We start from the raw sequence: 23,921 nt of genomic DNA on the forward strand, positions 1-23,921 counted from the left end.
CCGATAACGGCAAATGCGCAAAGTCCCCAGAGCAGGATCTCATTCATGACATCCGGTCCCTAGCCCGGTTGCAGGGAGGCCTGGGCGTGGTTATCGGCTCCCGCGTTTCAGGCATGAAACCCAGGAAAAACAGAAAAGCGAGCGCCGCAACAACCGTCAGGGACAGAAAGCCCACGCGATAACCCTCGTACTGGACAATATACCCGCCGATCAGATTGCTCAGCCCGCCGCCAATACCGACCGCCAGTGCAACCATACCTTGCAGAAAGTTGAAACGTCCCGTGCCCTGCGTGAGATCGGAAGCGATGATAATGCAATAACGCCAAAAATACCGGCTGCAATACCATCGAGAACCTGGATGGCAATAATGGCAGATGGCGCATCAAGCCAGGCAAAAAGCAGGCCCCGTATCGGAAGGATCATGAAAGCGAGCAGGAAGATCGGTTTGCGCCCAATACCATGGGCCATGGCGCGCCCGACACCCCAGGCCACAATCATCATGACGAATTGCGCGACAATCACGCAGGCACTGAGCGTGACCGCTTCAGCATTGGGATGGCTCTTCGCCATGACCTGCGCAGCAAAAGGAAGCATGGCAGCATTGCGAGATGAAACAGGATGATCGCTCCCAGAAATACCCAGACCGGACGCTGTGCAACGAGACGCCCGATCGGCATTGGGGCCTCATTCGACTCATCCTCACTTCCGCGAGCAACCTTCTGGTCGATTTCAGTCGGGCGAATGAGCATCAGACCACAGGCGCTGGCAATGGCTGAGCCACATACCAGATAGAAAATCCAGTTGAGGCCGAGATACTGTCCGCAAACTCCCGCCAGTATGGCAGACAGAAACGAACCGCAGTGATTGATACCCTGATTGCGACTTATACGTCCCGGCAGTCTCTTCCGACCGACCAGACCGAGCGATATGGCGGAAAGTGCAGGAGGAATCACCGCCGCCGCCGCTCCCATCATGATCTGCGCCGCCAGAACCGGCGCCATACCCGACAGAGAAACGATAAGCAGACACCCCAGGGCGGTTACAAGCGCGGAGATCGCCACCAGAGCACGCTTGTAGAGACTGGAATCAACCAGCAATCCGGCGGGAATCTGACAGGCAGCGGCTGCAAAACCCGCCATGGCCATGGCAATACCGATCGGCCCTGCCTGCCAGTGACGCGCACTGGAGAGATAGACCGTCAGATAAGGTCCGACCCCTCCCTGCACGTCAGCCAGAAAGAAGTTCGTGGCATCGAGCCCCGTGATGCTTCGGGGAGAAGGCGTTCGTTCCGTCCCCTGTTTTTTCTTCTCTGTCGATGATGAAACAATAGTCACGGAGCATTCACCATTTCGGTCAGGAAAAAACAGGACGTTCTTGTAGTTGCTGAAACCGGTTCATCGAGGCCTGTCAGGTATACAGGCTCAGGATACGGCGTGATCTTCCAGACTCTGCCCCATGAAGAAAAGTGCTGGATAAGCAAAAGCCGCCATCGATCCCGCCTCAAACGTGTTGGCGTGGCCGGGCGTTCCGTGCAATTGCTTTTTTATCTTCCGGTAACGGCCCTACATGACAGACGCGACAGACGTGCAAGCCAGACGGGCCGTTTCTGCAGGCAAAGGAAAAGATCGGGATGTTTCTCGTGCGCATGGCATGCTGGCCGATTTGTCTTGTCATTGCCGCAATCGGCTTGGCCAGACCCTTCTTCACGCCCCATGTCGGACTGTTTTTCTACCCGGACCAGCGCTGGGCCTTTGGAATCATCCGGGACACGCAGGGCAGTAGCGAATTGCTGGGCGTGTTCTTCATTCCGGTCTGCCTCGGACTTGCTACCCTTCTGATGCTGCCTCTTGACCGCGATCCCACATCACCCTGACCCGGCGGACTCATCAGACGGGCCCATGGCCAGAGCGCATCATGCCTCCCCGTGATGCGCCGCATAACGAGGCGATATCCATCGAGCCGCCAACACAAGACAGATAACAAAAATCAGCACGGAACAGACCACGCTGGCCAAAGCTGCTCCCGTCACCCCGCAAAGAGCAAGCAGACCGGCCAGTATACCGAAATAAAGCGCGATAACTGCTAGGCGATATCTGAGAATGGCGGCCAGACGCCCCATGACAGTCAACAGCGTCTCGAGCGGGATGATACAGACTTCGAGCAGCGCGCTGCACACCATAAGGAGAATGATAAGCTCCTCATGATCAAAGCTGTCATGCAGCATCAGATGAAGGATCGCCTTGCCACCGAACAGGGCAATCAGAACAGCAAGAACCGAAAATCCCAGAATGACCATCGCCAGTCGACGCGTGACATGACGCAGTTCGCTCCAGTTCTGGCTGTCACGGAAACGGACGAATTCGGGATAAAGGCTCGGGATCATCATCTGTGCCGGTTTGGCAAGTCCATCGCAGATCTGCTTTGTAACACGATAGATCGCAACATCACGTGCGCCCAGCATGGCACCGATAATCAAGGTCCCCCCCTGGCGGAACAGGGCATCAAGAATCTGGTTGACGCTGACCCTGAGCGTAAAACCCCAGATGCCTGAGGTTTCCGACGGTGTCAGCAGTGCAGAGACCAACCCCATATCAGCCCCCATATGACGACGCATGAGAACCAATCCTCCAAGGCTTGTCAGCAGGAAGAGAGCAAACTGATGCAGGAACCAGATAAACAGGAAGAATTCGAGCGGTGCATGGCACAGATATCCGATCAGATAGCCAAGCGTCCTTACACAGGTCGAGCCGAAATCGAACAATGCTGCCAGACCAAAGCGATTGCTCAGCCTTAGCACACCGGTGGACCAGCCTGTATTCATGAAGGCAACAGTGAGCATCATCCAGCTTGCATCACGTTTGACGACATCAGACCAGCCGAGAAAAGACGTTCCTGCCAGAGCAATCACCGCGACCCCTCCAGCAAGACCGATGGTCGCACTGATCATGTCCGAGCGGATGCAATACCCCAATATCGGCATGAAACGTCGACGATCACGTGCCTCGAATGCCGACGCACCGTAATGCAGCAGGGTCTGCCATGATTGCAGATGCGTCATATCTGACACCAGGGTCACGAAAGTCGTAATCAGCAGGAGCACACCGAACGTTTTCAGACCCAGCGCATGGACCGCCCATGCGACGTAGGCAAAGCTGCACACTGCATTGATGATCCGGCTGGAAATGAGAAATCCGGTATTGCTGAAAATACGGTGCAGCGCCGAGCGTTGTTCAGAAGCCATGGGATGGCAAAAAATCGCGCCGGTGCCGTTTTGTCAAAGGGCCCGACCCGAAATACCAGGATGGTTTATGGCAAACCCGAGAGCCTGGCCGGTTTTCATCTGGCTTGTCGCCCGGCGGTTGTCATGTTCGCAAGCATGAAGAAGAGAAAGAAAAGCCTCTCCCCCGCAGGACACATGATAGGGCGCAACAATACGGGCAAGCGCCTCGCACTCAGGAGGCGTTTGCCCAAGTATCTGGCCCATCGCCTCGGCAAGAGCAGGAACATCCCGCACCGGCACACTGGATCCGGCCCCGGGACAGGTGACCAGCTTATCCACCACAGGTGAGCATCGGGTCGAGACGATCTGTCGGCCTGCCGCCAGGGCCTCTACCAGCACTGCCCCGAAGCTCTCGCAATGAGACGAGAGAACAAACAAGCGTGCCCTATCGAGATAAGGCCGTATACTTGGCACATAACCTGTAAGGGTCACTCGATCCGTCAGGCCTGCTCCGGCAATGCGCGTCTCAAGCGCCTGCCGTTCCGGCCCTTCTCCGCAAATGACAAGCCGCGCGGCTGGATGGCGTCTGGCAACGATGGCAAAGGCGTCGATCAGCAGATCGAATCCCTTGATCGGCACCAGACGTCCTGCAGCAAGAATCGTCATTTCACCTTCTGCAACCGCGCAGGGACGACCTTCATCCCACAGCGCTGGCAAAGGCACCACCTCAACACGGGAGCACCCGATGATCCTGCGTGCTTCACGGGCCAGATCATCGCTGAGCGTCGTAATGACATCAGCCTTCCCAAGCAACCAGCGCATGCGCCAGTCATAGCCTTTCTGGGCCAGACGCGAGCGGCTGGCACGGCAGACCGGCGAACTGACCTGGGCCACAATACGTGGGACCGGCCCAGACAAAAAGGTTTTCAGCAGCGGAATAACCGGCCAGTGACTGTTGCCGGGCACATAGCAGGCTTCTACCTGTCCCTGTCGCAATATCGCACGGGCGCGCAACGCGAGAGCCCAGACAAGTCGTGTATCCCCCAGACCGGAATTCAGCGCCAGATCAATGACGTCAATACCGGGCTGTACAAGCGCCTTGAGTGGTCCCTCTGCACAACCGACCACAAGCGTGACATGGATCTGGCGTGACGCCCAGTAATTGGCAAGGCCAATAGCCACGCGCTCGCTGCCGCCAAGACGGAAATCACGCAGCACAATGGCAACCGACCGTGGCGCCAATACCGCCGGACCACGTTCAATGGAGGTAATGACGGACATAGGAATCAGTCGTTCCGGCCTGCAGGAAAAGAGACGATCTGATTGTCACAGTTTGATATGGGATACAATACGTTACTTTGTCGGTTACAGTCTATTTACTTCCCCGCCAGCATTGTCAGCTTGCAGGGAAAGAATATGTCGATACCGTGGGCAGCTCTCTCAGTCTTTTGTAACAGGCGCATCAGAAGATGCTGATTTACCCGGCTGGGTCGAATGCTCGACGTCATAGGCCGTGGCCTTCTCCTCATAGCTGCCTTTGGCGCCCGGGTGCTCTTTGTCATAAAGCGCCGCCTTTTCACGGGCTTCCTTGCGGTATTCGTGCCGCTTGTACATGCCCGTCGCACACCCGCCAACGGCGCCGATCACGCCATGATTGACCAGATGTCCGCCAACAGCGCCAGCCGCGCCGTATTTCAGGCACCCACCCGGTTCGGCATGAGCAAGCGGCGCTGCCACAGCAAGGGTTAACAGGGACAAACCGAGAAATGGACGCATAGTAGAATTCCTCATAAGCAGAAGCCCCTCACTGGAAGCGGAGGGACATGCTGTTGCAAGAAGACAGAAAACCGGGTCGGGTTCAGATTTCAACCTGATGGCCGATTTCGACCAGACGCTCACGTGGCAGAGTGAAACGATCAGAGGCGCGCACGGCATTCCGGTAAAGAAAGCCGAACAGGATACGGCGTGGCGCAATCATCTTGGGTTTTTTGAGATCAGGCACCACATCATCATCCCCGGCAAAGAACACGAGCTTGTCGAGATCGAGGCTACATCCCTGCTCCTTGGCCTGACCGAGCACATAATAAAGGTTGGGAATCTCGACAAAACCGAAAACAACATTGATCTGCCAGATCCCGTTGCCAAGATCCTTGGTGGTCATGCGTTCATCGGCCGGAATGCGCGGTACGGTATCAAACTTGACATTCAGAATCACGACCTGCTCTGGCAGGCAATGAAAATCGGCAACATGCCGCATGACGATAGGCGGCAGGGCGCTTTCATAACGTGAGAGAAAAACGGCAGCCCCCGGTGTTCTGATAAGTTCACCGTTGCGCAGCTTCTTCAACACCTTGTCTGCACGCTCGCCAAGAGGCGCGAGACCGGCACGCAGCAGAATGATACCCCGACGCCAGGTCGTCATGATAATATAGATGAACAGCCCGATCATAAGGGGCACATAACCACCCTTGTCGATCTTGAGCAGATTGGCCACAAAAAATGCCACATCGATTACCGCAAAACACAACGCAATCGGCAAAGCCTTCCACAGAGGCCACTCCCAGCGTTCACGCATCACATCAAATACCAGAAGTGTGGTCATGAGCATGGTGGTGGAAACCGCCGTTCCATAGGCACCCGAAAGGGCATCCGAACTCTTGAAACTGAACGCGATGAGCAAGGTCACCACCATCAGCATCCAGTTCACAACAGAAACGTAGATCTGGCCGTATTCACTGTCCGAGGTCTGACGAATATTGAGGCTTGGAAACCACCCGAGCTGCATGGCCTGACGCGTAAGGGTGAAGGCTCCGGTGATGATGGCCTGACTGGCAATGATGGTCGCGCAAGTTGCTAGTACCACCATAGGCAGAACGAGCCCATGCGGCATGGAAGCAAAAAACGGATTGTCTTTCACCTGCGGGTGACTGACCAGAAAAGCAGTCTGTCCGGCGTAGCTCAGTACCAGCATGGGCAACACCACGACGGCCAGAGCCAGACGCACGCCTGGACGTCCGACATGGCTCATATCCGCATAGAGAGCCTCAGCACCCGTGACGGAGAGAAATACGGCGCCAAGAATTATTAGGCTGTTCGCACCGTGCTCATAGAGAAAACGCAAACCGTAGAGTGGATCCAGGCCGATCAGTACGGACGGATCATGCATCAGCGAACTCAGTCCAATTCCGCCGAGAGCGAGAAACCAGACCAGCATGACCGGGCCGAACACGGCGCTGATACGCGCCGTACCGAGAGGCTGAATGGCAAAGATCCCGAACAGGATAAGCGCCGCAATCGGCAGGATATAGGGTTGCAGCGATTTCGTAACCACACCGATACCCTCGATCGCGCTCAGCACCGAAATCGCGGGTGTAATGGCGCCATCGCCATAGAGAAGGGCTGCGCCGAAAAGACCGGCTGCTGCCAGCAATGTGCCGCGAGTGTACCAGTGCTTGCCGAAGGAGCCCCCGACCAGTGAGAACAGGGCAAGAATACCGCCTTCACCCTTGTTGTCAGCGCGCATGAGACCGTCGCATATTTGACGGCGACAACAAGGATCATGGTCCAGACGAGAAGGGAAAATCCGCCGAGCAGGGTTACCCGGTCTGTCGAGCCTGTGTCGTTCAGCACGGTCTGAAGGGTGTAGAGTGGGCTGGTTCCGATATCACCAAAAACGATGCCAAGAGCTGCCAGTGCGCCTGGCAGTACCTTCCTGTGTTCCTCGGCCATACGGCTCCCCGTTATTATGCCCCGGCTCTCATTCGTGATGGGAGGCGTCGGCGTCCAGAAGTTTGACGTCGATGATCATCGCGCCGGAAAAATACATGGGCTTGACGAGATGCTTGATGATGTAGTGCCCGTCGCCTCCCTCGATCCGTACCGGCACAGTAATATCGTAGCCGGAGAGACGGGCGTCGTAGGTGGCGTCATCGCCATTAAGGGATACGAGGGCGATCAGTTCATCATTTGTCATAATTTTCTCCATAACCCCGCCAAGGGCTGGCAGCAACTCATGAACAAACGAGACAGCGCGCCTGCTGGTTGCCCTAGCCGCAGGTCTGCCAGCCATAGCCGATGAAGGCAATGCGCCGGCCGGAGGGCATGTCCTGCACCACGATGATCTGTCGCTCTTCCAGATAGGCGAGCTGTCTGCGCGCACGACCGAGCGAATGCGTACCATAGGCTTCAGCAATCGCTTCGTCCCCCGGACAGGGCGCGCCGTCGAGCGCTGCACGCGCCAGAAGCAGCACCACGCCCTGCACATCTTCAGGTACGGCACGGGCGATCTCGAGCGCCTGCTCCCAGTTTTCTTCCTGCGCCTGTTCGAAGCTGGAGCCCGATCGCACACTGGCCAGAAGCAGGCGGAACGCCCCCAGATCGAGCACATTGCGGTCAAGCCGCTCGATACGCGCCCGAAGCTGGAAATCCTGATAGAGCGTCGCCAGCGGACGATAGCTGAGTCGTTTTCAGCGACTACGGCCTCGGTCAGACGCCAGAGCAGTTCGGGGGCAGCCTCGACAACCGGAGGCGCCTCTTCCAGCGGGACTGCCGCTGCATAGGAATCGAGCTGGGCCAGCAGATCGGGCGCAGGCGCACGACGCTCTCTGGGGCGAGGCGCCGTTTCGACCACAGGTTCGAGAATCAGGCTGTAATTATCTTCGGCCGGACGCGCCTCGAAGGGCGTGAGAGCAGGCCCCGTTGCATGACTTGCTGTCTCGACAGCGCCGATCGACACCATGAGCGGCCTGCGGCTCAATGCAGGGCCGAGCGCCATGAACTGCCCGCGCGCCAGATCGCGAAACGCTTCGGCCGTACGCCGCTCCATGCCCAGAAGATCGGCTGCACGCACCATATCAATATCGAGAAAGGTGCGACCCATCAGAAAATTCGATGCCTCTGCCGCGACATTCTTGGCCAGCTTGGCCAGGCGCTGGGTGGCGATCACCCCGGCGAGGCCGCGTTTTCGGCCTCGGCACATCAGATTGGTCATGGCACCCAGCGACAGGCGGCGCGCCTCGTCTGACGTATCGCCACTCGCGACAGGGGCGAAAAGCTGCGCCTCGTCCACCACCACCAGCACCGGGTACCAATGGGCACGAGGCGCCTCGAACATGCCGTTAAGGAAAGACCCTGCAGCGCGAAGCTGCATTTCGGCCTCAACCGATTCCAGATTGAGCACGACAGAGGCACGATGGGCGCGGGCGCGCTCGCCTGCGGCACGCAAGGTGGCTTCTGTCTGTTCGGAAGCATCAATAACAAGATGACCGTATTTATCGGCCAAGGTCACGAAATCGCCCTCGGGATCAACAATGACCTGCTGCACGAGCGTGGCCGTCTGCTCCAGCAAACGACGAAGCAGATGCGATTTTCCCGAACCCGAATTACCCTGCACCAGCAGGCGGGTTGCGAGAAGTTCTGTCAGGTCCAGCTGGACATCCGCGCCGTCACGGCCACGGCCCATCGTGATCGATACGCTCATGGGGCAGTCCCTAGCGCAACTTGCCCCTAAAGTCAGCCATCGCGAGGCAGATTACGCCTGTTGACGCAGCCAGTTTTTCACGCCTTCTGCGGCATGACGTCCCGTAGCGAAACAGGCCTGCAACAGATAGCCGCCCGTCGGGGCCTCCCAGTCCAGCATCTCCCCTGCCACGAAAACGCCGGGGCGGTGCCTGAGCATCAGCCCGTCGTCAAGCGCCTCGACTTTCACGCCACCTGCAGTCGATATGGCACGCAACAGACTGTCCGGCGCCGTCAGATCCAGCGGACATGCCTTGATGTTGTGCGCCAGAACCGGCGCCCTCGCGTCGACAGCCGTGAACTCACGCAGCAGCCAGCGTGCCGCGGGCGAGAGCCCCAGCCGACGCAGCTTGCCGGACTGACTCTCACGCTGGCGAAACCCTTCGAGACGGGCCCTGAGCTCCTCTTCCGTCGAATTGGGACGAAAATCGAGAGTAATCTTCAATCGTCCCTCGCGATGCAGGACCTCGCGCCAAGGAGCTGACAGGCGATAGACCGGTGCGCCCTCGATACTCCGACGGGTAATCGTCACATCGCCCCGAGCGCTATACCCCGCACCGCTGATCATGACGGAATGCAGCACCTCACCCTGAAACTGCTCATGAAATGCCGCAGGGAGATCCGTCGTGAATCCGCAATTGGCCGGTTGCAGAGGTGTCAGGCTCTCTGGTGGCAGGAAATGGGTCCAGTCACCATCGCTGCCAAGACGGGGCCATGAGGCGCCCCCGAGAGCAAGAACGGTCGCTGAAGCCGCTACCCGAACGACACCTTGTGGTGTTTCAAACAGCAGGCTGCCATTGTCATCCCACCCTGCCCAGCGATGTCGCAAGGCAAAGCCCGCTTTCCGGGTCTGCAAACGGGCCAGCCAGGCGCGCAGCAGAGGTGAAGCCTTCATTGCTTTGGGAAAAACACGGCCGCTGCTGCCCGTAAAACAGGGTTGCCCCAGCGCCTCGGCCCATTGCTGCAAGGCCTGAGGAGAAAAGGTTCTGATCATCGGAGCGAGCCACGACTTTGCCAGACCGTAGCGTGAGAGGAATTTTTCCAGATCCTCCGAATGGGTCAGATTGAGGCCACTGCGTCCGGCCATGAGAAACTTGCGCGCAGGGCTTGGCATCTGATCATAGACGACCACATCGAACCCGTCGGAAGAAAGACTTTCGGCAGCGGCGAGCCCGGCGGGCCCGGCGCCAATCACGGCGATGATCTGTGGTGTCAGCATGATGCAGGTTTAAGCCTCTTCACCAAATAGTGCCATAGAAGGCCGTTTTTAGCTCTTGAGCCTTTTGCGGGAACCGCCACATCATCCCGCGCGCTCCACTCCTGACCGGTGCCCCTCAGGGCCCTGTTTCAGACAAGCCGTTTTCGACGCGCTGCGTCTCTCTTCATTCATGTTTCGTGATCCTTCAGGACAGCCCATGATCGCTCTTTCTTCAGAGACCCTCCCGACCCTCCCTGCCAGCGTTGAGGTATTTGCCTATGATCGCACCTCCCTGAAAGTCGGGATCGTTCATCTGAGCGTCGGCAATTTCCATCGCGCTCACCAGTGCTGGTATGTTGATCGTCTTCTCCACGAGCCGGGCAATGAAGGATGGGGATTTTGTGGCGTTGGCCTTATTGACGACGCTACCGAGCGGCTGAAACTCGAGGCTTTTCCGGCCCAGGATAATCTCTACACCCTGACACGCTACGCCCCTGACGGCACAACACGACATCAGGTAATCGGGTCTATGCTCGATTACCTCTTGCCCCTGCTGATCCCCAGGCTGTTCTGGCGCGCATGGCGAACCCGGAAACGCGCATCGTCTCGATGACAATAACCGAGGGCGGTTATAACCAGGATCATGCAACAGGCGCGTATCGCCTGGAGACGCCCCTGACACAGCGTGAGCTCGCCACCCCGACCAGACCAGAATCAGCGTTCGGCTTTATCGTCGAAGCCCTGCGTCTGCGTCGTGAGGCTGGTATTGCGCCTTTCACTGTCATGTCATGCGATAATCTGCGCGATAATGGCGTCGTAACGCAGCGTTCGGTTACCAGCCATGCCCGTGCTCTGGACCCGACACTCGCCGAGTGGATCGAGCAGAACGTGTCGTTTCCGAGCTCGATGGTCGATCGCATCACCCCCGCCGTGCTCAAGGAGGACGCAGACCGCGTCAACGCGGAATGCGGCGTGCATGACCGCCTGCCGGTGATCTCGGAAGAATTTGCCCAGTGGGTAATTGAAGACCGCTTCGTGAACGGACGCCCGGCACTCGAAAAGGTTGGTGCCCAGATCGTTCCCGATGTGCATCCTTACGAACTCGCCAAGGTGCGCATGCTCAATGCCTCGCACTCGATGCTCGCCTATCCCGGCCAGCTTTCAGGGCTCGAAACCGTGCGCGATGCCATTATCGACCCGCAAATCGGCAAACTGGTCGAGCGCTTCATGAGCCTCGATGTCATTCCGCATCTGAGCGCGCCGCAGGGCATGCCGCTCCCGGCCTATCGCGATCTGATCATTGCGCGGTTCAGCAATCCGAATGTCGGCGACAGGCTGGCCCGTATCACCGGCGATGGCGGCAGCAAGCTGCCGGTCTTCCTCGCCCCGAGCTGGAACAAGCTGGTAGCCTCTGGCGCGTCGCTCGACCGGGTAGCGTTCGTTCTGGCCTGTTTTATTCGCTATCTGCGCGGTCGCACCGATCAGGGCGAGGCCTTCACGCCGTTCGAACCCGCACTATCCGACACGCAGCGCAAGCTCGCGGAAAGCTGGGAGACGGTGTTCACCATGACCGTGTTCGAAAGCTTCACACTCGATGACGGACATCGCCGCGTGATTCGTGAAATGGCGGAAAGCATGGAACAGAGGGGCACAAGCGCCGTTCTGGTTGAACTCCTTGCGGCAGAACCTGCCAGCGCCTGATGACTTCGGGCCGGAAGGGAATCGCCGCCTCTTCCGTCCAAAGGCGCTTTTCATGGTCGCATTTTCGTCACTCGGATTGTCGTTCCTGCGTTATTCCGGGCTGGGCCTCGCCGTAACGCTTTGCGCCGCCCCGGTGGCGCAGGCAGCGCCCCTCGCTTCCCTTTCGGGAGCCACATCGTGGCTGAATACCCAGCCCCTTTCGGCGGAGACACTGAAGGGCAAGGTGGTGCTGGTCGATTTCTGGACGTATTCCTGCATCAACTGCCTTCGCGAACTGCCCTATGTCGAGGCTTGGGCCGACAAGTACAAGCCCTACGGTCTTGTCGTGATCGGTGTTCATGCACCCGAATTCGCGTTCGAAAAAAACGTCGACAATATCAAGAAAGCCGTCGCACGGTTTCACATCACCTTCCCCGTCGCCGTCGACAACGACCGGACAATCTGGAACGGCTTTGGCAATGAATACTGGCCTGCCGCCTATTTCGTGGGGGGGGACGGCAAGGTTCAGGCGCATCATTTCGGTGAGGGCGATTACAACAATTCCGAGCGCATGCTTCAGGCCATGCTACGCGAAAACGGCGCGAAGGATGTGCCAAGCGATCTGGTTCACCCGAAGGGTAGCGCTGAGCAGGTCGAGGCCGATCAGTCTGATATCGGCTCGCCAGAGACCTATATCGGCTATGAACGCGCCAGCAATTTTATTTCAACAGGCGGCGCCATTCAGGATTCACCCAATGACTATGTGATCGAACGCTCCCCCGCCCTCAATCAGTGGGGGCTGACCGGCAACTGGACGGTGGGTCCTGAATCGGCGCGACTGAACAAGGCAGGCGGCGCCATCGTGTTCCGCTTTCACGCCCGTGATCTGCATCTGGTGCTTGGCCCGATGAAAAGCAACACTCCCGTGAAGTTCAGGATAACGATCGATGGCAAGGCGCCCGGCGCGATGCATGGCAGCGATTGCGACGAGAATGGTCTTGGCACGGTGACCAGCCAGCGCCTCTATCAGCTCGTACGCCAGCCCGAAAACACTGTGAGCGAGCATGAATTCAAAATCGAATTTCTCTCGCCCGGCGTCGAAGCATTCTCCTTCACCTTCGGCTGAGGGGCGGCGTCTCAGGGGGCAACGCCCCCTGGTTGCTCAGAAGCTGGTCGACACTGTGCCCGTCATGGTGAAGCGGGCAGCGGTCATGAAAGAATTGCCATAACCGGTATAGGGCGCGAGACTGCCACTATAGACCGTGCTCGGGTCCTTGGCGCTGTAAATAGCTCCCATAGCGCCAGTACGGACAATCGAGCCGGTCACATTGGCAAAATTCAGCTTGATGGTGGGCGATTGCGCGATACCGATCGGCTTGAAGCGATAGCCAAGCGAAATGGTATTGGTCACAAAGCCCGGCATACGCTGATCTCCCGCCACACTAACCGATTGCGGCCCGGTATAATGCAGGCTCGCATTGCCGAAGAACCCGGCATATTTATAGGTCAGACCGAAATTAGCGAGAATACGCGGCGCCATGATGGCCTGCGTACCCTTCGAATTCAGCATGACATTCGTATAGGGGTCGAACACATTGCTGTCCTGCACGGCATGCAGATATTCGACCGAGGCGTAGGGGCTGAAACCATGGATCGGGCGCCCCGAAATCATGAAATCCAAGCCGCGCATGTGCTGGTTGCCGATCGAGAACGGCTTGAACTGGTTCATGCCCAGATACTGGTTCACGATGCGGTTGGTGACGTTATAGTTGAAGAACGAAGCATCGAGAATGATGTGCTGGTCGTGATAGCGATAGCCCAGCTCTTCCTTGATCGAATACTGGTTTTTCGGGATCGGCACGCTGGTATAGAGCCAGCCCAGATCGACCGCGCTCGGCTGACGATAATCGCCCTCGGCGTTCAGATAGATCTGGCTATGCTCGTCGATCGTGTAGCCGACAGAGAGCTGCGGTAGCGGCTCGGTGCGGTTATTGGCCATGCGGCCGTAGAGATCCTTGTTCCAGGTATTGGCCATGACGAATTTGAACCCGGCCTGGATATCGAGCTTGTCATTCAGGTATTTGGCATGATCCTCAATGAACAGGCTGTGGATCTCGGTGCCCGCATTCTGCTGATCGCCAGCATCGATAAGATAGGTGGCAGCATTGGGGCTGGGTGCCGCGCCGCTCTCCATGGTGTAGCTGGTGGGGTAGGATTGCTGGGTATAGTTGTTTTCGTACCAATAGCCGAAAGACACATGGTTATGCCGGTCGACATCAAAGCCGAGCTTGGCCACGGCACCGCGACGCTCGGTCGCCCCTTGCAGGAAGTAGCTGGTAACATTGCGCGTCGAACCGTCCGCCTGGGTTGCCGTGCCACCCGGTGAAGCATCCCAGCCCTTGCCCAGGCTGTAATAAGGCTGCAAATCGAATGCGAGGCGACGCGTCAGAACGATGTGGATCGGGGCCGAGATAAAGACCTGATTCCAGTAGTCGGTATTATTCTTCCAATAGTTGATATTATTGGAATTGGCCGAGCGGCCATAGCCCTCACCCGTATGCTTGTATTTATAAAATTCCTGCTGGGTCGGATAATTATCGATCATGAAATCTTCCCAGTTCCACGAAACGAAAGTCTTGGCGAAAGATCCGTTCTGCCAGGTCTTATTCAGGCCGAAATCGATGTGACGACGGTCGTTGATGCCAGCCCCCATCCAGCTTCGGGTATGGGTGTTCGAGAAAGAGAAATATCCGCGCACGCCGCTATGGCCGATCTCGCCCGTATCCACGCGGATGAACTCACGCGACAGATTATTGGTGCCATAGGAAAAATCGACCAGACCGCCGAATTTCTTGTCAGGCGTATGGGTGGTCTCGTTCATTGTTCCGCTGGCTGCCGACATCACCGGCAGGGCCGTTTCCGAGCTGCCCGGCGTGAGGGAGACTGATTCCACGTTTTCCGTATCGATGTTCTCGGTGATGTATTTAGCCGCGGCGGCAGGCGCGCCATCGACCAGAAGCGCCATATCGAGATCGGTCAGGCCGCGCGACTGGATCTGCCCCCCCTGCATACCGTAAGGATCTGGCGTGCTAATACTGACACTTGGCAAATTCTGGATAAGGTCCAGCGCCGTGCTCGACGGGTTGCGCATGGAGATGTATTCGTGATCGACCGTCTGCACATTACGCGGGGCATGCTCGATACGCATCATGCCGCCGCCGCCATTCAGTGCCTGACGACTGGTCGTGACCGAAATCTGCTCTTCGCCCCTGGCCTCGACGGCGTTTCTTGTGACATGCCGATCAGCAGCATTGCGTCCGGCTGACACAGTATGACGTTTTGAGTGGCGATCACCAGAAACGGCAGACTGTGTTGCTGCTAAAACGACATTCTGGGCGAGACAGGTTGCAGAGGTAAGCAGCACAGCCAGCCCGGCCTTGAACTGCGTCCGGCCAGAAATACATGCCATCGAATCCCTCTTTCCAGATTACGGAAATTTTCCGTTTTATTACTTTCAAGATATAAAATTATATCTTCTGGCTCATTTGGCTCTGCCTCCTGTCTGCACGAACACAAGAAGGTATACAAGTCGAAAACACATCGAAACATATTGAATTCGTAATGATGTGCCTTTGTATATGACCTTCTGACGAGATTTCCGCACATCACACCCGAAATCCCGTCAGGAAGAATACGATCAGAGACCAGGATCTACGTCAGGTTACAGACACCTGACGCCTCATATCTCAAAGAAGCAGAAACCCCGGGATCAGAGATCGATATCGAGACCAATATCCAGCGCACGAACGCTATGGGTAAGCCAGCCAAGAGAAAGCACATCAACACCGGTAGCTGCGATGACGGGAGCCGTCTCCGGAGTAATGCCGCCCGAGGCTTCGGTCACTGCGCGGCCATCAACAAGCTGTACGGCTTGCCGCAGCGTGTCGGGCGACATGTTGTCGAGCAGATAGACATCGGCGCCACCGACCGAGAGGGCTGTTTCCAGCTGGTCGAGCGTATCAACCTCCAGCGCCACAGCCATCAGATGGCCTGCGCGATTTCTGGCCCCCTCGAGAGCAGCAGCCACACCTCCACAAAGAGCAATATGGTTATCCTTGATCAGGATCGCATCATCGAGGCGATAGCGATGGTTGCTGCCTCCTCCTGCCTTGACGGCGTATTTCTGAACGGCACGGAGTCCAGGCAATGTCTTGCGGGTACAGCAGATCCGCGCCTTCGTGCCTTGCACAGCATCGACCACCTGACGTGTAGCGGTCGCAATGCCGCTCAGATGGGACAGAAGATTAAGTGCCGTGCGTTCGCCGCCCAGAATGGTTTCTGCGCTACCTTCAACCTCGGCAAGGATATCACGCGGTGCAATCCGGCAGCCATCGCCCTTGAGCATTGCAAAACTGACAGCTGGATCAAGCAGGGTAAAAGCCAGACGCACTGCGCTCATACCGGCCACAACCCCTTCGTGACGTGCACGAAACACAGCACGCAGACGCTGACCTGGGCGTGCAATCGCCTGGGATGTCGCGTCACCCCCAGTGCCGAAATCCTCGACAAGCCCGGCCCGTACGATTGGTTCCCACATCAGATCCGGCAAAGGAGAAATGAATGCAGTCATGCGTAAACTGAACTCCGTTCCTGAAGACCGATATCCTTCAGGGTGAAATGAAAGCGTTCGGCCCGGGCAGTCATCTGGCAATCAATACGCCAGTGACTACCACGGCTCTCACACCGGCGCAGCGCCGCCGAAGCGATAGCGGCACCAACCAGGGCATGGTCATCGCGTCCGGCCAGCGGCGCAAGATAAGAGGAAAGCGCTCCAAGTCCGTCCTGATCGCGAAGAATACCCGCGCCCTTCTCCATCTGCACACCAAAACTGGCCGCTCCCATCCGAACCGGACGATCAGGATCCTGACAGGAATGACGCTCACGCGGGCTGTTATTGACATCCCAGGCTACAGACCTTCCCATAACAAAGGCCTCAAGCAGGGAGTTGCTGGCCAGACGATTGGCCCCATGCAGACCTGTGCAGGCGACCTCTCCACAAGCCCATAACCCGGAAAGACTGGCTCTACCGTGCAGATCGGTCGCAACGCCCCCCATATGATAATGCACAGCCGGCCGCACGGGAATAAGCTCTCGATCAGGGTCGATCCCATAATGAAGACAGGAGAGAGCAATTCCAGGAAACTGTCTGGAAAAGACCCGTTTCAACCCTTTGCCTGATTTCCCGGTGCGCGCATCGAGAAAAACCTGATGCCCCTCGCTTCTGTGCCCTGCGATTGCCCGGGAGACACGGTCGCGGGACTGCAGTTCGTCGGTAAACCGCTCACCGGTCTCATCAACCAGAACGCCCCCCGCCCCACGTACCGCTTCGCTGATCAGAGGCAAGCGCGCGCCACCGGTTTCCACATTGAGTGCAGTGGGATGGAACTGCACAAATTCCATATCAGCCAGTTGCGCTCCGGCCCGTGCCGCCGCGGCCATACCACGCCCTGTATTGCTGTTCGGGCTTGTCGCCCCGGCATAAAGCGCACCAGCTCCGCCACTAGCCAGGATACAGCTATTGGTAGGAATAAATTGCCCTGTATTGAGCCAGACTCCCCGCACTCTGCCGTCGACAGCATGAATATGTTCAAGTGTGACGCCATCCAGCACAACAATACGTGGCAGATTTCTGACCTGAGCGATCAATGCCTGCATGATGCCCGCCCCGCTGCCATCTCCCCTCACATGGGCAATGCGCGCGCGGGAATGGGCGGCCTCAAGATGCAGGTCCAGCGTATCGCTCCCCTTGCGCGTGAACGCCACCCCCCAGCCGAGCAAGGTGTGTATGGCAGAAGGTCCAGCCCCGATAATGGTTTCGACCACCTTGCGGTCACAGAGCCCGTCACCGGCAGCGAGCGTATCTGCAACATGCAGGGATATGCTGTCGTCATGACCAACCGCCGCAGCAAACCCGCCCTGTGCCAGCATGCTGGCCGCCTCTTCGCCAAGAGCACCTGGAGTCAGGACCACACAAGGCCGGTCAAGATGCAGGGCTGCAGAAAGTCCGGCGAGGCCGGCACCGGCAATCACCGGCCAGCCTGCAAATCGGGTCAGCGTCATCATGGCAAGACCCTCAGATGGCCAGCATCCGCTCAACCGCGCGACGTGCCTGCGGGAAGAGCTCGTCCGGAATAGTCACTTCCTCTTCCATGTTCTCCAGTGCACGGCGAATGGAAGAGAGTGTAATGCGCTTCATATGTGGGCAGAGATTACAGGGGCGTACAAATTCCACTGCCGGATTCAGGGCTGCCAGATTATCGCTCATTGAGCATTCCGTAACGAGCAGCACCTTTTTCGGCTGTCTGGTGGCTACAAATTCCATCATGCCCGCAGTGGATCCGGCATAATCGGCTTCTGCCACCACTTCCGGCGGACATTCGGGATGGGCAAGCACCACCACACCCGGATGCATACGCCGGTATTGCCGGATCTCCAGCGGGGTGAAACGCTCATGCACCTCGCAATGACCCGGCCATGTCAACATCTCGATGCCGGTTTCATTCTGGATATTCTGTGCCAGAAACTCATCGGGAATCATGATAACCCGCGGAACGCCCAGACTTTCAACGATTTTCCTTGCATTGCCTGAGGTGCAGCAGATATCGGTCTCAGCCTTCACCGCGACAGAGCTGTTCACATAGGTGACTACCGGAACGCCTGGATAGGTTGCCTTGAGCGCACGGACATTCTCTGCCGTAATGGATTCCGCCAGTGAGCACCCGGCCATAGAATCAGGAATCAGGACCGTCTTCTCGGGATTCATCAGCTTCGCAGTTTCAGCCATGAAATGCACGCCTGCCATCACGATCACCTGTTCTTCCGCCCGCTGGGCCTCTCGTGCAAGCGCAAGGCTGTCCCCGCGTATATCCGAGATACAATGGAAAATCTCGGGCGTCTGATAGTTATGAGCCAGGATCACGGCATTGCGCTCACGCTTCAGACGCAGGATGGCCCGGATATCATTGGCGAAATTCTGTTCCCAGTCCTCTCGGGTCATCAGGCGGGAAACGGGCGCGTAGAGCGCGTCGCTGCGGTCTCTGACGAGGGTCATCTGATCCATGAGATCTTCTCCGCTGGTTATGCTCTCATTGAGCATAATGGAGGCAAGGTTATTAGCATGTCTACATTGGGATGGAGCATTCCGATTTCAAAACCACAATCTCGTGATGCCGATCGGCAAAACAGGGTCAGATCGAGCGCGCAATCGGAAGTTTGGACCCCATGAGATGCCGCGTACCGATTACAGTCCCCCTGAACCGGTACAGCCTTGCCGGACGCCCCTGAAGCTGCGTCTCAGCCTCACCGGTCTCCTCGACCAGATCCTGTGCCAGGATCAGCCTGCGGAAGTTCTGCTTGTGCAGTGGACGGCCTGCAATCGCCTCTACTGTGCGTTGCAGCTGCCAGAGCGTGAAGGTCTCAGGCATCAACTCGAACACGACGGGGCGATAGCGTATCTTTGCTCTCAGCCTTGCGAGAGCTGTGGCCAGAATACGCCGCCGATCTGACGGCATACAACGCCCGGGAACAAGCCAAGGGGCATGATGGCGTGATTCCGGCAGAAGTCCCGCTTCCCAGAGCAGTTCGTAACGATGGAGAACCAGCTCGTCATTCCAGGGCTGACCATCGAGGCCGAAAGTTTCTGCACAGCGCCACAAACGCGCTGCATCACGCCCGGCCCATTGCAGCAATGCACGACCGATCTCTGCATCGAGCTGGTCCGCCCCCTGCTCGCGCCGGTTCTCCCAGGGGAAATACTCATACAACCCGCGCCATCCCTCCTGGGTCTCGCCAAGCCTTGTAAGCCCCATATAGGAAATACGAATCAACCGCGGATGATCACGCCCGCCAATATCAGCACCGGTCGCTTCGGCAAAGGTATAGAGCTGTTCTATATGCCCCAGATGACACTGGGTCTGCTGCTCTATCCAGAGCCGCATGCCACGTTGCAGGGAACGATGAGCGGTCTCAAGCGGACCGGAGGGAAGATTGCGCCCCTGATCGAGCGTCAGGACCAGAGGCATTTCATCCTGCACCGCAATGAGAACCGCCACAAGTTCGGACCGGATGTGATTCATGCCGAGACCACACGGCCGGTGGTCAGCAGCAACAATCCACGCAGGATTTCAGCCGGAGCAGGCGGACATCCCTGCAAGGCAACATCACAATGCTGCATACCGGCAAGACCGGCTTCCATAATGCCCCCCAGAATTGCATAATTCGTCCCGAAGGGTCCCTTGCCCAGCGCACAATCACCGATTGCGACAACCCCCTTGGGCGAAGGCATGGCCGCCCAGCGTTCCTGAACTGCAGGCAACATCGCGCGCGTGATCACACCGACAACAAAAAGAAGTTCAGCGTCATGCGGCGTATCAACAAAGCGGATATCGTGACGCGCCAGATCATAGGCCGCCCCCTGTAGCGCATTGGTCTCGGTCAGGCATCCGTCACATCCACCGCCCGCGACAACATGCAATGCCAAAGGACGCGGCGCTGTCGGCAGAGCGCTTCGGGACCGCCAGCGATGGGCGTCCAGCAACGCACGCAGGTAAATCATGAATTAATCCGCTCGTCTGATTCGCCCCGGATATCACCACAAACACCACTGCCGAAAAACCCCCGTCTGTCCTGTATCCCCGCCTGCCCCTCACCTCAGCTTTCAGCCCGGACAAAAAGCGAAAGAAGATTTCAGACGGTTGCCGTTCAATGCAAATCGTATGATCTCGTCGTTTTGCCCATGACGATATGAGGAAGTTGCGGTAAGCCCGGAACATGACTCTCAGCCCTGTCCTTCCCTTTGATGCCAATACCTTGCTCGCCCTTGCTGCCAGACTGGCAGAGGAGGCTGCAACGCTCATCAATGATATCCGCCACCGTGGATTCGAGACGATCATCAAGGCCGACAGATCTCCGGTGACCGAAGCCGACCAAGCAGCAGAACGCTATATTCTGTCAGGACTCCGTTCAGCGACGCCGGACATTCCGGCTATCGGGGAAGAGGAAGTAGCCAACGGGCTGTTTGTCGAACCAGGAGAGACCTACTGGCTGGTCGATCCGCTTGATGGCACACGGGAGTTTGCTGCAGGTCGCGATGATTTCACCGTCAATATAGGCCTCGTTCACAATAACAGGGCTGTTCTGGGCGCCATGTCCCTGCCAGCCTATGATCAGCTTTATACAGGACTGATTGGCAAAGGTGCCTGGCGCCGTGACCGAAACGGCCATGGCGAAATTACCGCCGTATTGCCACCAGAAAGCGGGTTGCGCATTCTGGCTTCACGTCATTATGCCGACGATCCTCGTCTGAAAGAATGGCTGGCAGGCCGCAAGGTCGGCTCTCTGGGCAATATCGGATCTGCTGCGAAGTTTGTTCGTATCGCAGAAGGCGCTGCCGATTTCTATCCTCGCCTGGGCCCGACCATGGAATGGGACACAGCCGCCCCTCAGGCTATAGTCGAAGCCGCTGGAGGGCATGTTCTTGACGAGCAGGGGAAACCTCTCAGATACGGCAAGCCAGGCTGGTTCAATCCCCCTTTCCTGTGCACCGGTCGCCAGCCAGCGGGAGCGCATGACGCATGACTAAAATTCTCAAGGCCGACCCCGATGCCATTGCCCGCGCTGCTGCCCTGCTCCTTGAGGGCAAGCTGGTCGCCTTCGGCACCGAAACCGTCTATGGGCTCGGCGCCCTCGCAACGTCGAACACAGCGGTTGCCCATATCTTTGCCGCCAAGAACCGGCCTCGTTTCAACCCGCTGATCAGCCATTTCGCCAGCTCCCAGGCCGCGTTCGCCCATGTCGAACCGACCGATCTGGCTTATCGCCTTGCCGAAAAATTCTGGCCAGGGCCACTGACCATGATCCTGCCGCGCAAGAGCGGATCAACGATCTGCGATCTTGCCACGGCAGGTCTGCCAACCATTGCGGTGCGTGTGCCTCGCGGCAAAACTGCACTTGCCTTGCTTGAGGCCGTGGGGGAACCCGTGGCAGCCCCCTCGGCTAATCCTTCCGGTCGTGTCAGTCCTTCAGATGCTTTCCACGTTTTGCGGAACATGCACGGACGCGTCGACGCCATTCTTGATTCAGGCCCCTGTTCGGTCGGACTGGAAAGCACGGTCATTGATCTGTCGCGGGAGGTACCCTTTCTGCTGCGTCCGGGCGGGATTACTCTGGAGCAGCTCGAAACCATCTGTGGTACAATACGCAACCCTGATGACTACGCGACCAAACTCCCGTCATCTCCAGGTATGCTGGCGTCACACTATGCGCCCGGTTTGATGGTACGCCTGAATGCCGAGACAGTCGATCAAAACGAAGCGCTTCTGGCCTTTGGCGCCACACTGCCAGGTGCTGGCCTGGTCTATAATCTCAGCGAGTCAGGCGATCTTGAAGAGGCCGCTGCCCGCCTCTTTGCCGGACTGCGCTTTCTGGACGGTGAAGGACAGCGTCGAGGATTGCAGACCATTGCCGCCATGCCCGTTCCGCGCCACGGGCTGGGCCTAGCCATTCTCGATCGTCTGCGCCGTGCTGCGAGTCCACGCCCTGTGGCAGGCGGCGATGACGATCTGGAGAGCATGATCGGCTGATGTCCGGCTCGTTCGACCCCAAGGAACTCAAGGTTCTCTCGGATATTCTTGCCCTTGTTCTCGAAGAGCAGGAAGGGCAGTCCGTAGCGGCGCTCAACGCGCTGCGCTCGCGGGCGAAAAAAGCGGCATGACCGGAGGCGCGTTGAAAAACCTTTTCGTCGCCATCGCCCCCAACCCGCCGCCTCGTGCAAAACCCAGAACATCACGCACGACAAAACCCGCAGAGAACAGCGCTGATACGCTGGCAGCGCGTCAACAGATCGTAACGCTCACCAATAATCTGCGTCAGATGGACCTCGAGCTGCGCAATTCCCGAGCAAGACTCGAAGCCGTGCGCTCGGAGCTCTTTCAGACACAACAATCGCGGGCAGAATTGCAGTCAAAACTCCTGACTCGCGAAGCGCGCAGACCTTATTTCAGCGTTCTCATCTGGTGCGGGTTTGCTGCTGGTATTCTGATCGGCATCGCCGGAACACAGTTCGTTCATTCCATCACGGACACACCACACGTGGATCGTTCGATTTATCTACGTTAATCTCAGTGGAGATAAATCCCCAAAGAGAGATGCAGATACCCTGCACCATCTCCATATATTATTGTCATAAATGATAATGATGCATATTTTCTGTATTTATTATTTGATAACCACGTAAATTGGCTTTCCATTTCGTTCCAGGGTTCATGAATTGCTGATATTAGCCTCTACGAGCCCCCTCTCAGCCCCTATTCTCAAAAGACAGCATTAAGAACGATAATTCCAAGACAGAATAATATACCGGAATATTTATAAAAATATATAAATACAGTTATATGCATATTATAATTTATATAATATTATAAATGCACATTTCTCATACTCATATCATTACTTTAATTTATTGAGAAAAATTTTGTAACTCTACGAACAGACATTCTGTAGTAACACAAACGAGAACGAAAGACGGCATTTCGGTATCAGATATCCGAAACGACACCATTCCGCCTTTCGGCAAGCGTTTGAAAAAACCTACCCTTGCGTCTGAGTTGAGGTATCAGGCGATACAGGAGACAGAAAACATCTTCAAATACAGAGTGAATATTATCTGTAAAAATATAGAAATATAAAGTAGTTGTGAAAATTTTTTGCTGATTATTTATCTTGTTGCAGTTTTTTTTGGTTGTTGAATAAAGTTATGAGCCAGTAGAAAACCAGCACTTCGAGGAGGAAAGAAGAACAATGGCTGGATCTGTAGGGTATCTTCCGACAACGCTCACCAATGTCTATATCTATACGCTGAATGCCGATGGCACCGTCGCTGCACAGAATGGCAACGCAGCCATCGGTCCCCTTACGGCAAGCTATGACGGCAAGACCTGGACATACAAAGATGCCAGCGGCAAGGTCATACTCAGCGGGCAGAATACAACCACCGGCTCCTACCAGACCGAAAACGGCTTCATCTCCTATAATCCCAGCACCGGATATACCCTCGTCAGCAATGACAAGATCACCGACCCCTCATCAGTAAAATGGTCCAACCAGTCAGGTGCCGTACCCGGATCAACCGCTTACCCGTCTTTCGCAGGCGCCAGCACATCTGTGAAAATCATCGATTCCTCGGGGACAAGTTCCGTCTCTTACGATCGGGTATCCGGCGGCGTTACTGCCCAGGGTTCGTATGATGCC

24 protein-coding genes and 2 pseudogenes are annotated in these 23,921 nt (G+C 57.0%); 9 read left to right on the forward strand and 17 right to left on the reverse strand.

The genetic code is table 11. From position 1 onward, the window contains the following. Positions 1-43: 43 nt before the first annotated feature. Genes JCM25354_RS21360 through JCM25354_RS20150 form a run of 3 tightly spaced genes read right to left on the reverse strand, consistent with a single transcriptional unit; the run spans position 44 to position 1,334 of the window. Positions 44-256 (reverse strand): hypothetical protein, encoded by a 213-nt coding sequence (locus JCM25354_RS21360; RefSeq protein ID WP_051537305.1) that lies wholly within the window; start codon positions 254-256, stop codon positions 44-46. After that, on the reverse strand, positions 220-570 hold the full coding sequence (locus JCM25354_RS21365) for a hypothetical protein (RefSeq protein WP_159103470.1): 351 nt from the start codon (positions 568-570) through the stop codon (positions 220-222). Before JCM25354_RS21365 ends, JCM25354_RS21360 begins: the two co-directional genes overlap by 37 nt. Beyond that, a complete protein-coding gene (locus JCM25354_RS20150; protein WP_051537307.1) occupies positions 519-1,334 on the reverse strand; it encodes an MFS transporter in 816 nt (271 codons plus the stop codon). Before JCM25354_RS20150 ends, JCM25354_RS21365 begins: the two co-directional genes overlap by 52 nt. A 296-nt stretch (positions 1,335-1,630) precedes the next feature. On the opposite strand from JCM25354_RS20150, the gene JCM25354_RS08540 reads away from it, so the two are divergent. After that, entirely contained in the window at positions 1,631-1,873 is a 243-nt protein-coding gene (locus JCM25354_RS08540) for a hypothetical protein (RefSeq protein WP_025885704.1), read from the forward strand. Positions 1,874-1,912: 39 nt separating this feature from the next. Here the strand turns inward: JCM25354_RS08540 and JCM25354_RS08545 are convergent, their stop codons facing one another. From JCM25354_RS08545 to JCM25354_RS08575, 8 genes and pseudogenes are all read right to left on the reverse strand, one after another. Further along, on the reverse strand, positions 1,913-3,241 hold the full coding sequence (locus JCM25354_RS08545; RefSeq protein ID WP_025885705.1) for a lipopolysaccharide biosynthesis protein: 1,329 nt from the start codon (positions 3,239-3,241) through the stop codon (positions 1,913-1,915). Between the two features lie 33 nt (positions 3,242-3,274). Further along, complete coding sequence (locus JCM25354_RS17720; RefSeq protein ID WP_025885706.1) at positions 3,275-4,501, reverse strand: glycosyltransferase; 1,227 nt, start codon at positions 4,499-4,501, stop codon at positions 3,275-3,277. A 159-nt stretch (positions 4,502-4,660) separates the two neighbouring features. Continuing rightward, positions 4,661-4,996, reverse strand: coding sequence for a hypothetical protein (locus JCM25354_RS17725; RefSeq protein WP_051537308.1), 336 nt, complete (start codon positions 4,994-4,996; stop codon positions 4,661-4,663). Between the two features lie 82 nt (positions 4,997-5,078). Further along, on the reverse strand, positions 5,079-5,669 hold the full coding sequence (locus JCM25354_RS23735) for a KUP/HAK/KT family potassium transporter (protein WP_408734984.1): 591 nt from the start codon (positions 5,667-5,669) through the stop codon (positions 5,079-5,081). Beyond that, positions 5,667-6,949 (reverse strand): annotated as a pseudogene (locus JCM25354_RS17730) (KUP/HAK/KT family potassium transporter); the annotation flags it as partial. The gene JCM25354_RS23735 and the pseudogene JCM25354_RS17730, both read right to left, overlap by 3 nt. A gap of 28 nt (positions 6,950-6,977) precedes the next feature. After that, a complete protein-coding gene (locus tag JCM25354_RS08565) occupies positions 6,978-7,193 on the reverse strand; it encodes a hypothetical protein (protein ID WP_148301450.1) in 216 nt (71 codons plus the stop codon). Between the two features lie 73 nt (positions 7,194-7,266). After that, a pseudogene (locus JCM25354_RS17735) lies at positions 7,267-8,699 on the reverse strand (helicase HerA domain-containing protein). A gap of 51 nt (positions 8,700-8,750) precedes the next feature. Next, positions 8,751-9,956: a TIGR03862 family flavoprotein gene (locus JCM25354_RS08575; RefSeq protein WP_025885708.1), complete on the reverse strand. Its 1,206-nt coding sequence runs from the start codon at positions 9,954-9,956 to the stop codon at positions 8,751-8,753. Positions 9,957-10,152: 196 nt separating this feature from the next. On the opposite strand from JCM25354_RS08575, the gene JCM25354_RS20155 reads away from it, so the two are divergent. From JCM25354_RS20155 to JCM25354_RS08585, 3 genes are read left to right on the forward strand one after another with little or no spacing between them, the layout of a single operon-like run. Then, positions 10,153-10,548: a mannitol dehydrogenase family protein gene (locus tag JCM25354_RS20155; RefSeq protein WP_051537310.1), complete on the forward strand. Its 396-nt coding sequence runs from the start codon at positions 10,153-10,155 to the stop codon at positions 10,546-10,548. After that, positions 10,515-11,636 (forward strand): mannitol dehydrogenase family protein, encoded by a 1,122-nt coding sequence (locus tag JCM25354_RS17740; protein WP_084294690.1) that lies wholly within the window; start codon positions 10,515-10,517, stop codon positions 11,634-11,636. The genes JCM25354_RS20155 and JCM25354_RS17740 overlap by 34 nt, the downstream gene beginning before the upstream one ends. Positions 11,637-11,688: 52 nt before the next feature. Next, on the forward strand, positions 11,689-12,741 hold the full coding sequence (locus JCM25354_RS08585) for a thioredoxin family protein (RefSeq protein ID WP_084294695.1): 1,053 nt from the start codon (positions 11,689-11,691) through the stop codon (positions 12,739-12,741). A 36-nt stretch (positions 12,742-12,777) separates the two neighbouring features. Here the strand turns inward: JCM25354_RS08585 and JCM25354_RS08590 are convergent, their stop codons facing one another. From JCM25354_RS08590 to JCM25354_RS08615, 6 genes are all read right to left on the reverse strand, one after another. After that, on the reverse strand, positions 12,778-15,084 hold the full coding sequence (locus tag JCM25354_RS08590; protein ID WP_025885710.1) for a TonB-dependent receptor: 2,307 nt from the start codon (positions 15,082-15,084) through the stop codon (positions 12,778-12,780). A gap of 300 nt (positions 15,085-15,384) precedes the next feature. Further along, entirely contained in the window at positions 15,385-16,245 is an 861-nt protein-coding gene (gene nadC, locus JCM25354_RS08595; protein ID WP_025885711.1) for a carboxylating nicotinate-nucleotide diphosphorylase, read from the reverse strand. Then, on the reverse strand, positions 16,242-17,738 hold the full coding sequence (locus JCM25354_RS08600; protein WP_148301452.1) for an L-aspartate oxidase: 1,497 nt from the start codon (positions 17,736-17,738) through the stop codon (positions 16,242-16,244). The genes nadC and JCM25354_RS08600 overlap by 4 nt, the downstream gene beginning before the upstream one ends. A 10-nt stretch (positions 17,739-17,748) precedes the next feature. Continuing rightward, positions 17,749-18,726, reverse strand: a complete 978-nt coding sequence (gene nadA / locus JCM25354_RS08605; protein WP_408734985.1) for a quinolinate synthase NadA — start codon at positions 18,724-18,726, stop codon at positions 17,749-17,751. A gap of 136 nt (positions 18,727-18,862) precedes the next feature. Then, positions 18,863-19,750 carry an NUDIX hydrolase gene (locus JCM25354_RS08610; RefSeq protein ID WP_025885714.1) on the reverse strand — a complete coding sequence of 296 codons (888 nt, stop codon included), beginning with the start codon at positions 19,748-19,750 and terminating at the stop codon, positions 18,863-18,865. Continuing rightward, complete coding sequence (locus tag JCM25354_RS08615) at positions 19,747-20,229, reverse strand: NADH-quinone oxidoreductase subunit B family protein (RefSeq protein ID WP_025885715.1); 483 nt, start codon at positions 20,227-20,229, stop codon at positions 19,747-19,749. Before JCM25354_RS08615 ends, JCM25354_RS08610 begins: the two co-directional genes overlap by 4 nt. A 215-nt stretch (positions 20,230-20,444) precedes the next feature. Between JCM25354_RS08615 and JCM25354_RS08620 the strand changes: the two genes are divergently transcribed. The 5 genes from JCM25354_RS08620 to JCM25354_RS17750 all read left to right on the forward strand — a co-directional run. Continuing rightward, positions 20,445-21,251 (forward strand): 3'(2'),5'-bisphosphate nucleotidase CysQ family protein, encoded by an 807-nt coding sequence (locus JCM25354_RS08620; RefSeq protein WP_025885716.1) that lies wholly within the window; start codon positions 20,445-20,447, stop codon positions 21,249-21,251. Beyond that, entirely contained in the window at positions 21,248-22,255 is a 1,008-nt protein-coding gene (locus JCM25354_RS08625) for an L-threonylcarbamoyladenylate synthase (RefSeq protein WP_025885717.1), read from the forward strand. Before JCM25354_RS08620 ends, JCM25354_RS08625 begins: the two co-directional genes overlap by 4 nt. Further along, complete coding sequence (locus JCM25354_RS23035) at positions 22,255-22,386, forward strand: hypothetical protein (protein WP_279379564.1); 132 nt, start codon at positions 22,255-22,257, stop codon at positions 22,384-22,386. Before JCM25354_RS08625 ends, JCM25354_RS23035 begins: the two co-directional genes overlap by 1 nt. Before the next feature lie 11 nt (positions 22,387-22,397). After that, on the forward strand, positions 22,398-22,790 hold the full coding sequence (locus JCM25354_RS17745) for a hypothetical protein (protein ID WP_243443979.1): 393 nt from the start codon (positions 22,398-22,400) through the stop codon (positions 22,788-22,790). Positions 22,791-23,471: 681 nt separating this feature from the next. Next, a partial coding sequence (locus JCM25354_RS17750; RefSeq protein WP_035447085.1) for a hypothetical protein occupies positions 23,472-23,921 on the forward strand: 450 nt, incomplete at its 3' end.

Origin of the sequence: Asaia prunellae JCM 25354 (assembly GCF_000613885.1) — a bacterium.
GTDB classification, from domain to species: domain Bacteria; phylum Pseudomonadota; class Alphaproteobacteria; order Acetobacterales; family Acetobacteraceae; genus Asaia; species Asaia prunellae.

Coding starts and splice junctions, on each gene's coding strand:
- JCM25354_RS21360 (WP_051537305.1), bottom strand. CDS start 256: ATGGTTGCACTGGCGGTCGGTATTGGCGGCGGGCTGAGCAATCTGATC.
- JCM25354_RS21365 (WP_159103470.1), bottom strand. CDS start 570: ATGGCGAAGAGCCATCCCAATGCTGAAGCGGTCACGCTCAGTGCCTGC.
- JCM25354_RS08540 (WP_025885704.1), top strand. CDS start 1,631: ATGTTTCTCGTGCGCATGGCATGCTGGCCGATTTGTCTTGTCATTGCC.
- JCM25354_RS08545 (WP_025885705.1), bottom strand. CDS start 3,241: ATGGCTTCTGAACAACGCTCGGCGCTGCACCGTATTTTCAGCAATACC.
- JCM25354_RS17720 (WP_025885706.1), bottom strand. CDS start 4,501: ATGTCCGTCATTACCTCCATTGAACGTGGTCCGGCGGTATTGGCGCCA.
- JCM25354_RS17725 (WP_051537308.1), bottom strand. CDS start 4,996: ATGCGTCCATTTCTCGGTTTGTCCCTGTTAACCCTTGCTGTGGCAGCG.
- JCM25354_RS23735 (WP_408734984.1), bottom strand. CDS start 5,669: ATGATCGGGCTGTTCATCTATATTATCATGACGACCTGGCGTCGGGGT.
- JCM25354_RS08565 (WP_148301450.1), bottom strand. CDS start 7,193: ATGACAAATGATGAACTGATCGCCCTCGTATCCCTTAATGGCGATGAC.
- JCM25354_RS08575 (WP_025885708.1), bottom strand. CDS start 9,956: ATGCTGACACCACAGATCATCGCCGTGATTGGCGCCGGGCCCGCCGGG.
- JCM25354_RS20155 (WP_051537310.1), top strand. CDS start 10,153: ATGATCGCTCTTTCTTCAGAGACCCTCCCGACCCTCCCTGCCAGCGTT.
- JCM25354_RS17740 (WP_084294690.1), top strand. CDS start 10,515: ATGGCGAACCCGGAAACGCGCATCGTCTCGATGACAATAACCGAGGGC.
- JCM25354_RS08585 (WP_084294695.1), top strand. CDS start 11,689: ATGGTCGCATTTTCGTCACTCGGATTGTCGTTCCTGCGTTATTCCGGG.
- JCM25354_RS08590 (WP_025885710.1), bottom strand. CDS start 15,084: ATGGCATGTATTTCTGGCCGGACGCAGTTCAAGGCCGGGCTGGCTGTG.
- nadC (WP_025885711.1), bottom strand. CDS start 16,245: ATGACTGCATTCATTTCTCCTTTGCCGGATCTGATGTGGGAACCAATC.
- JCM25354_RS08600 (WP_148301452.1), bottom strand. CDS start 17,738: ATGATGACGCTGACCCGATTTGCAGGCTGGCCGGTGATTGCCGGTGCC.
- nadA (WP_408734985.1), bottom strand. CDS start 18,726: ATGACCCTCGTCAGAGACCGCAGCGACGCGCTCTACGCGCCCGTTTCC.
- JCM25354_RS08610 (WP_025885714.1), bottom strand. CDS start 19,750: ATGAATCACATCCGGTCCGAACTTGTGGCGGTTCTCATTGCGGTGCAG.
- JCM25354_RS08615 (WP_025885715.1), bottom strand. CDS start 20,229: ATGATTTACCTGCGTGCGTTGCTGGACGCCCATCGCTGGCGGTCCCGA.
- JCM25354_RS08620 (WP_025885716.1), top strand. CDS start 20,445: ATGACTCTCAGCCCTGTCCTTCCCTTTGATGCCAATACCTTGCTCGCC.
- JCM25354_RS08625 (WP_025885717.1), top strand. CDS start 21,248: ATGACTAAAATTCTCAAGGCCGACCCCGATGCCATTGCCCGCGCTGCT.
- JCM25354_RS23035 (WP_279379564.1), top strand. CDS start 22,255: ATGTCCGGCTCGTTCGACCCCAAGGAACTCAAGGTTCTCTCGGATATT.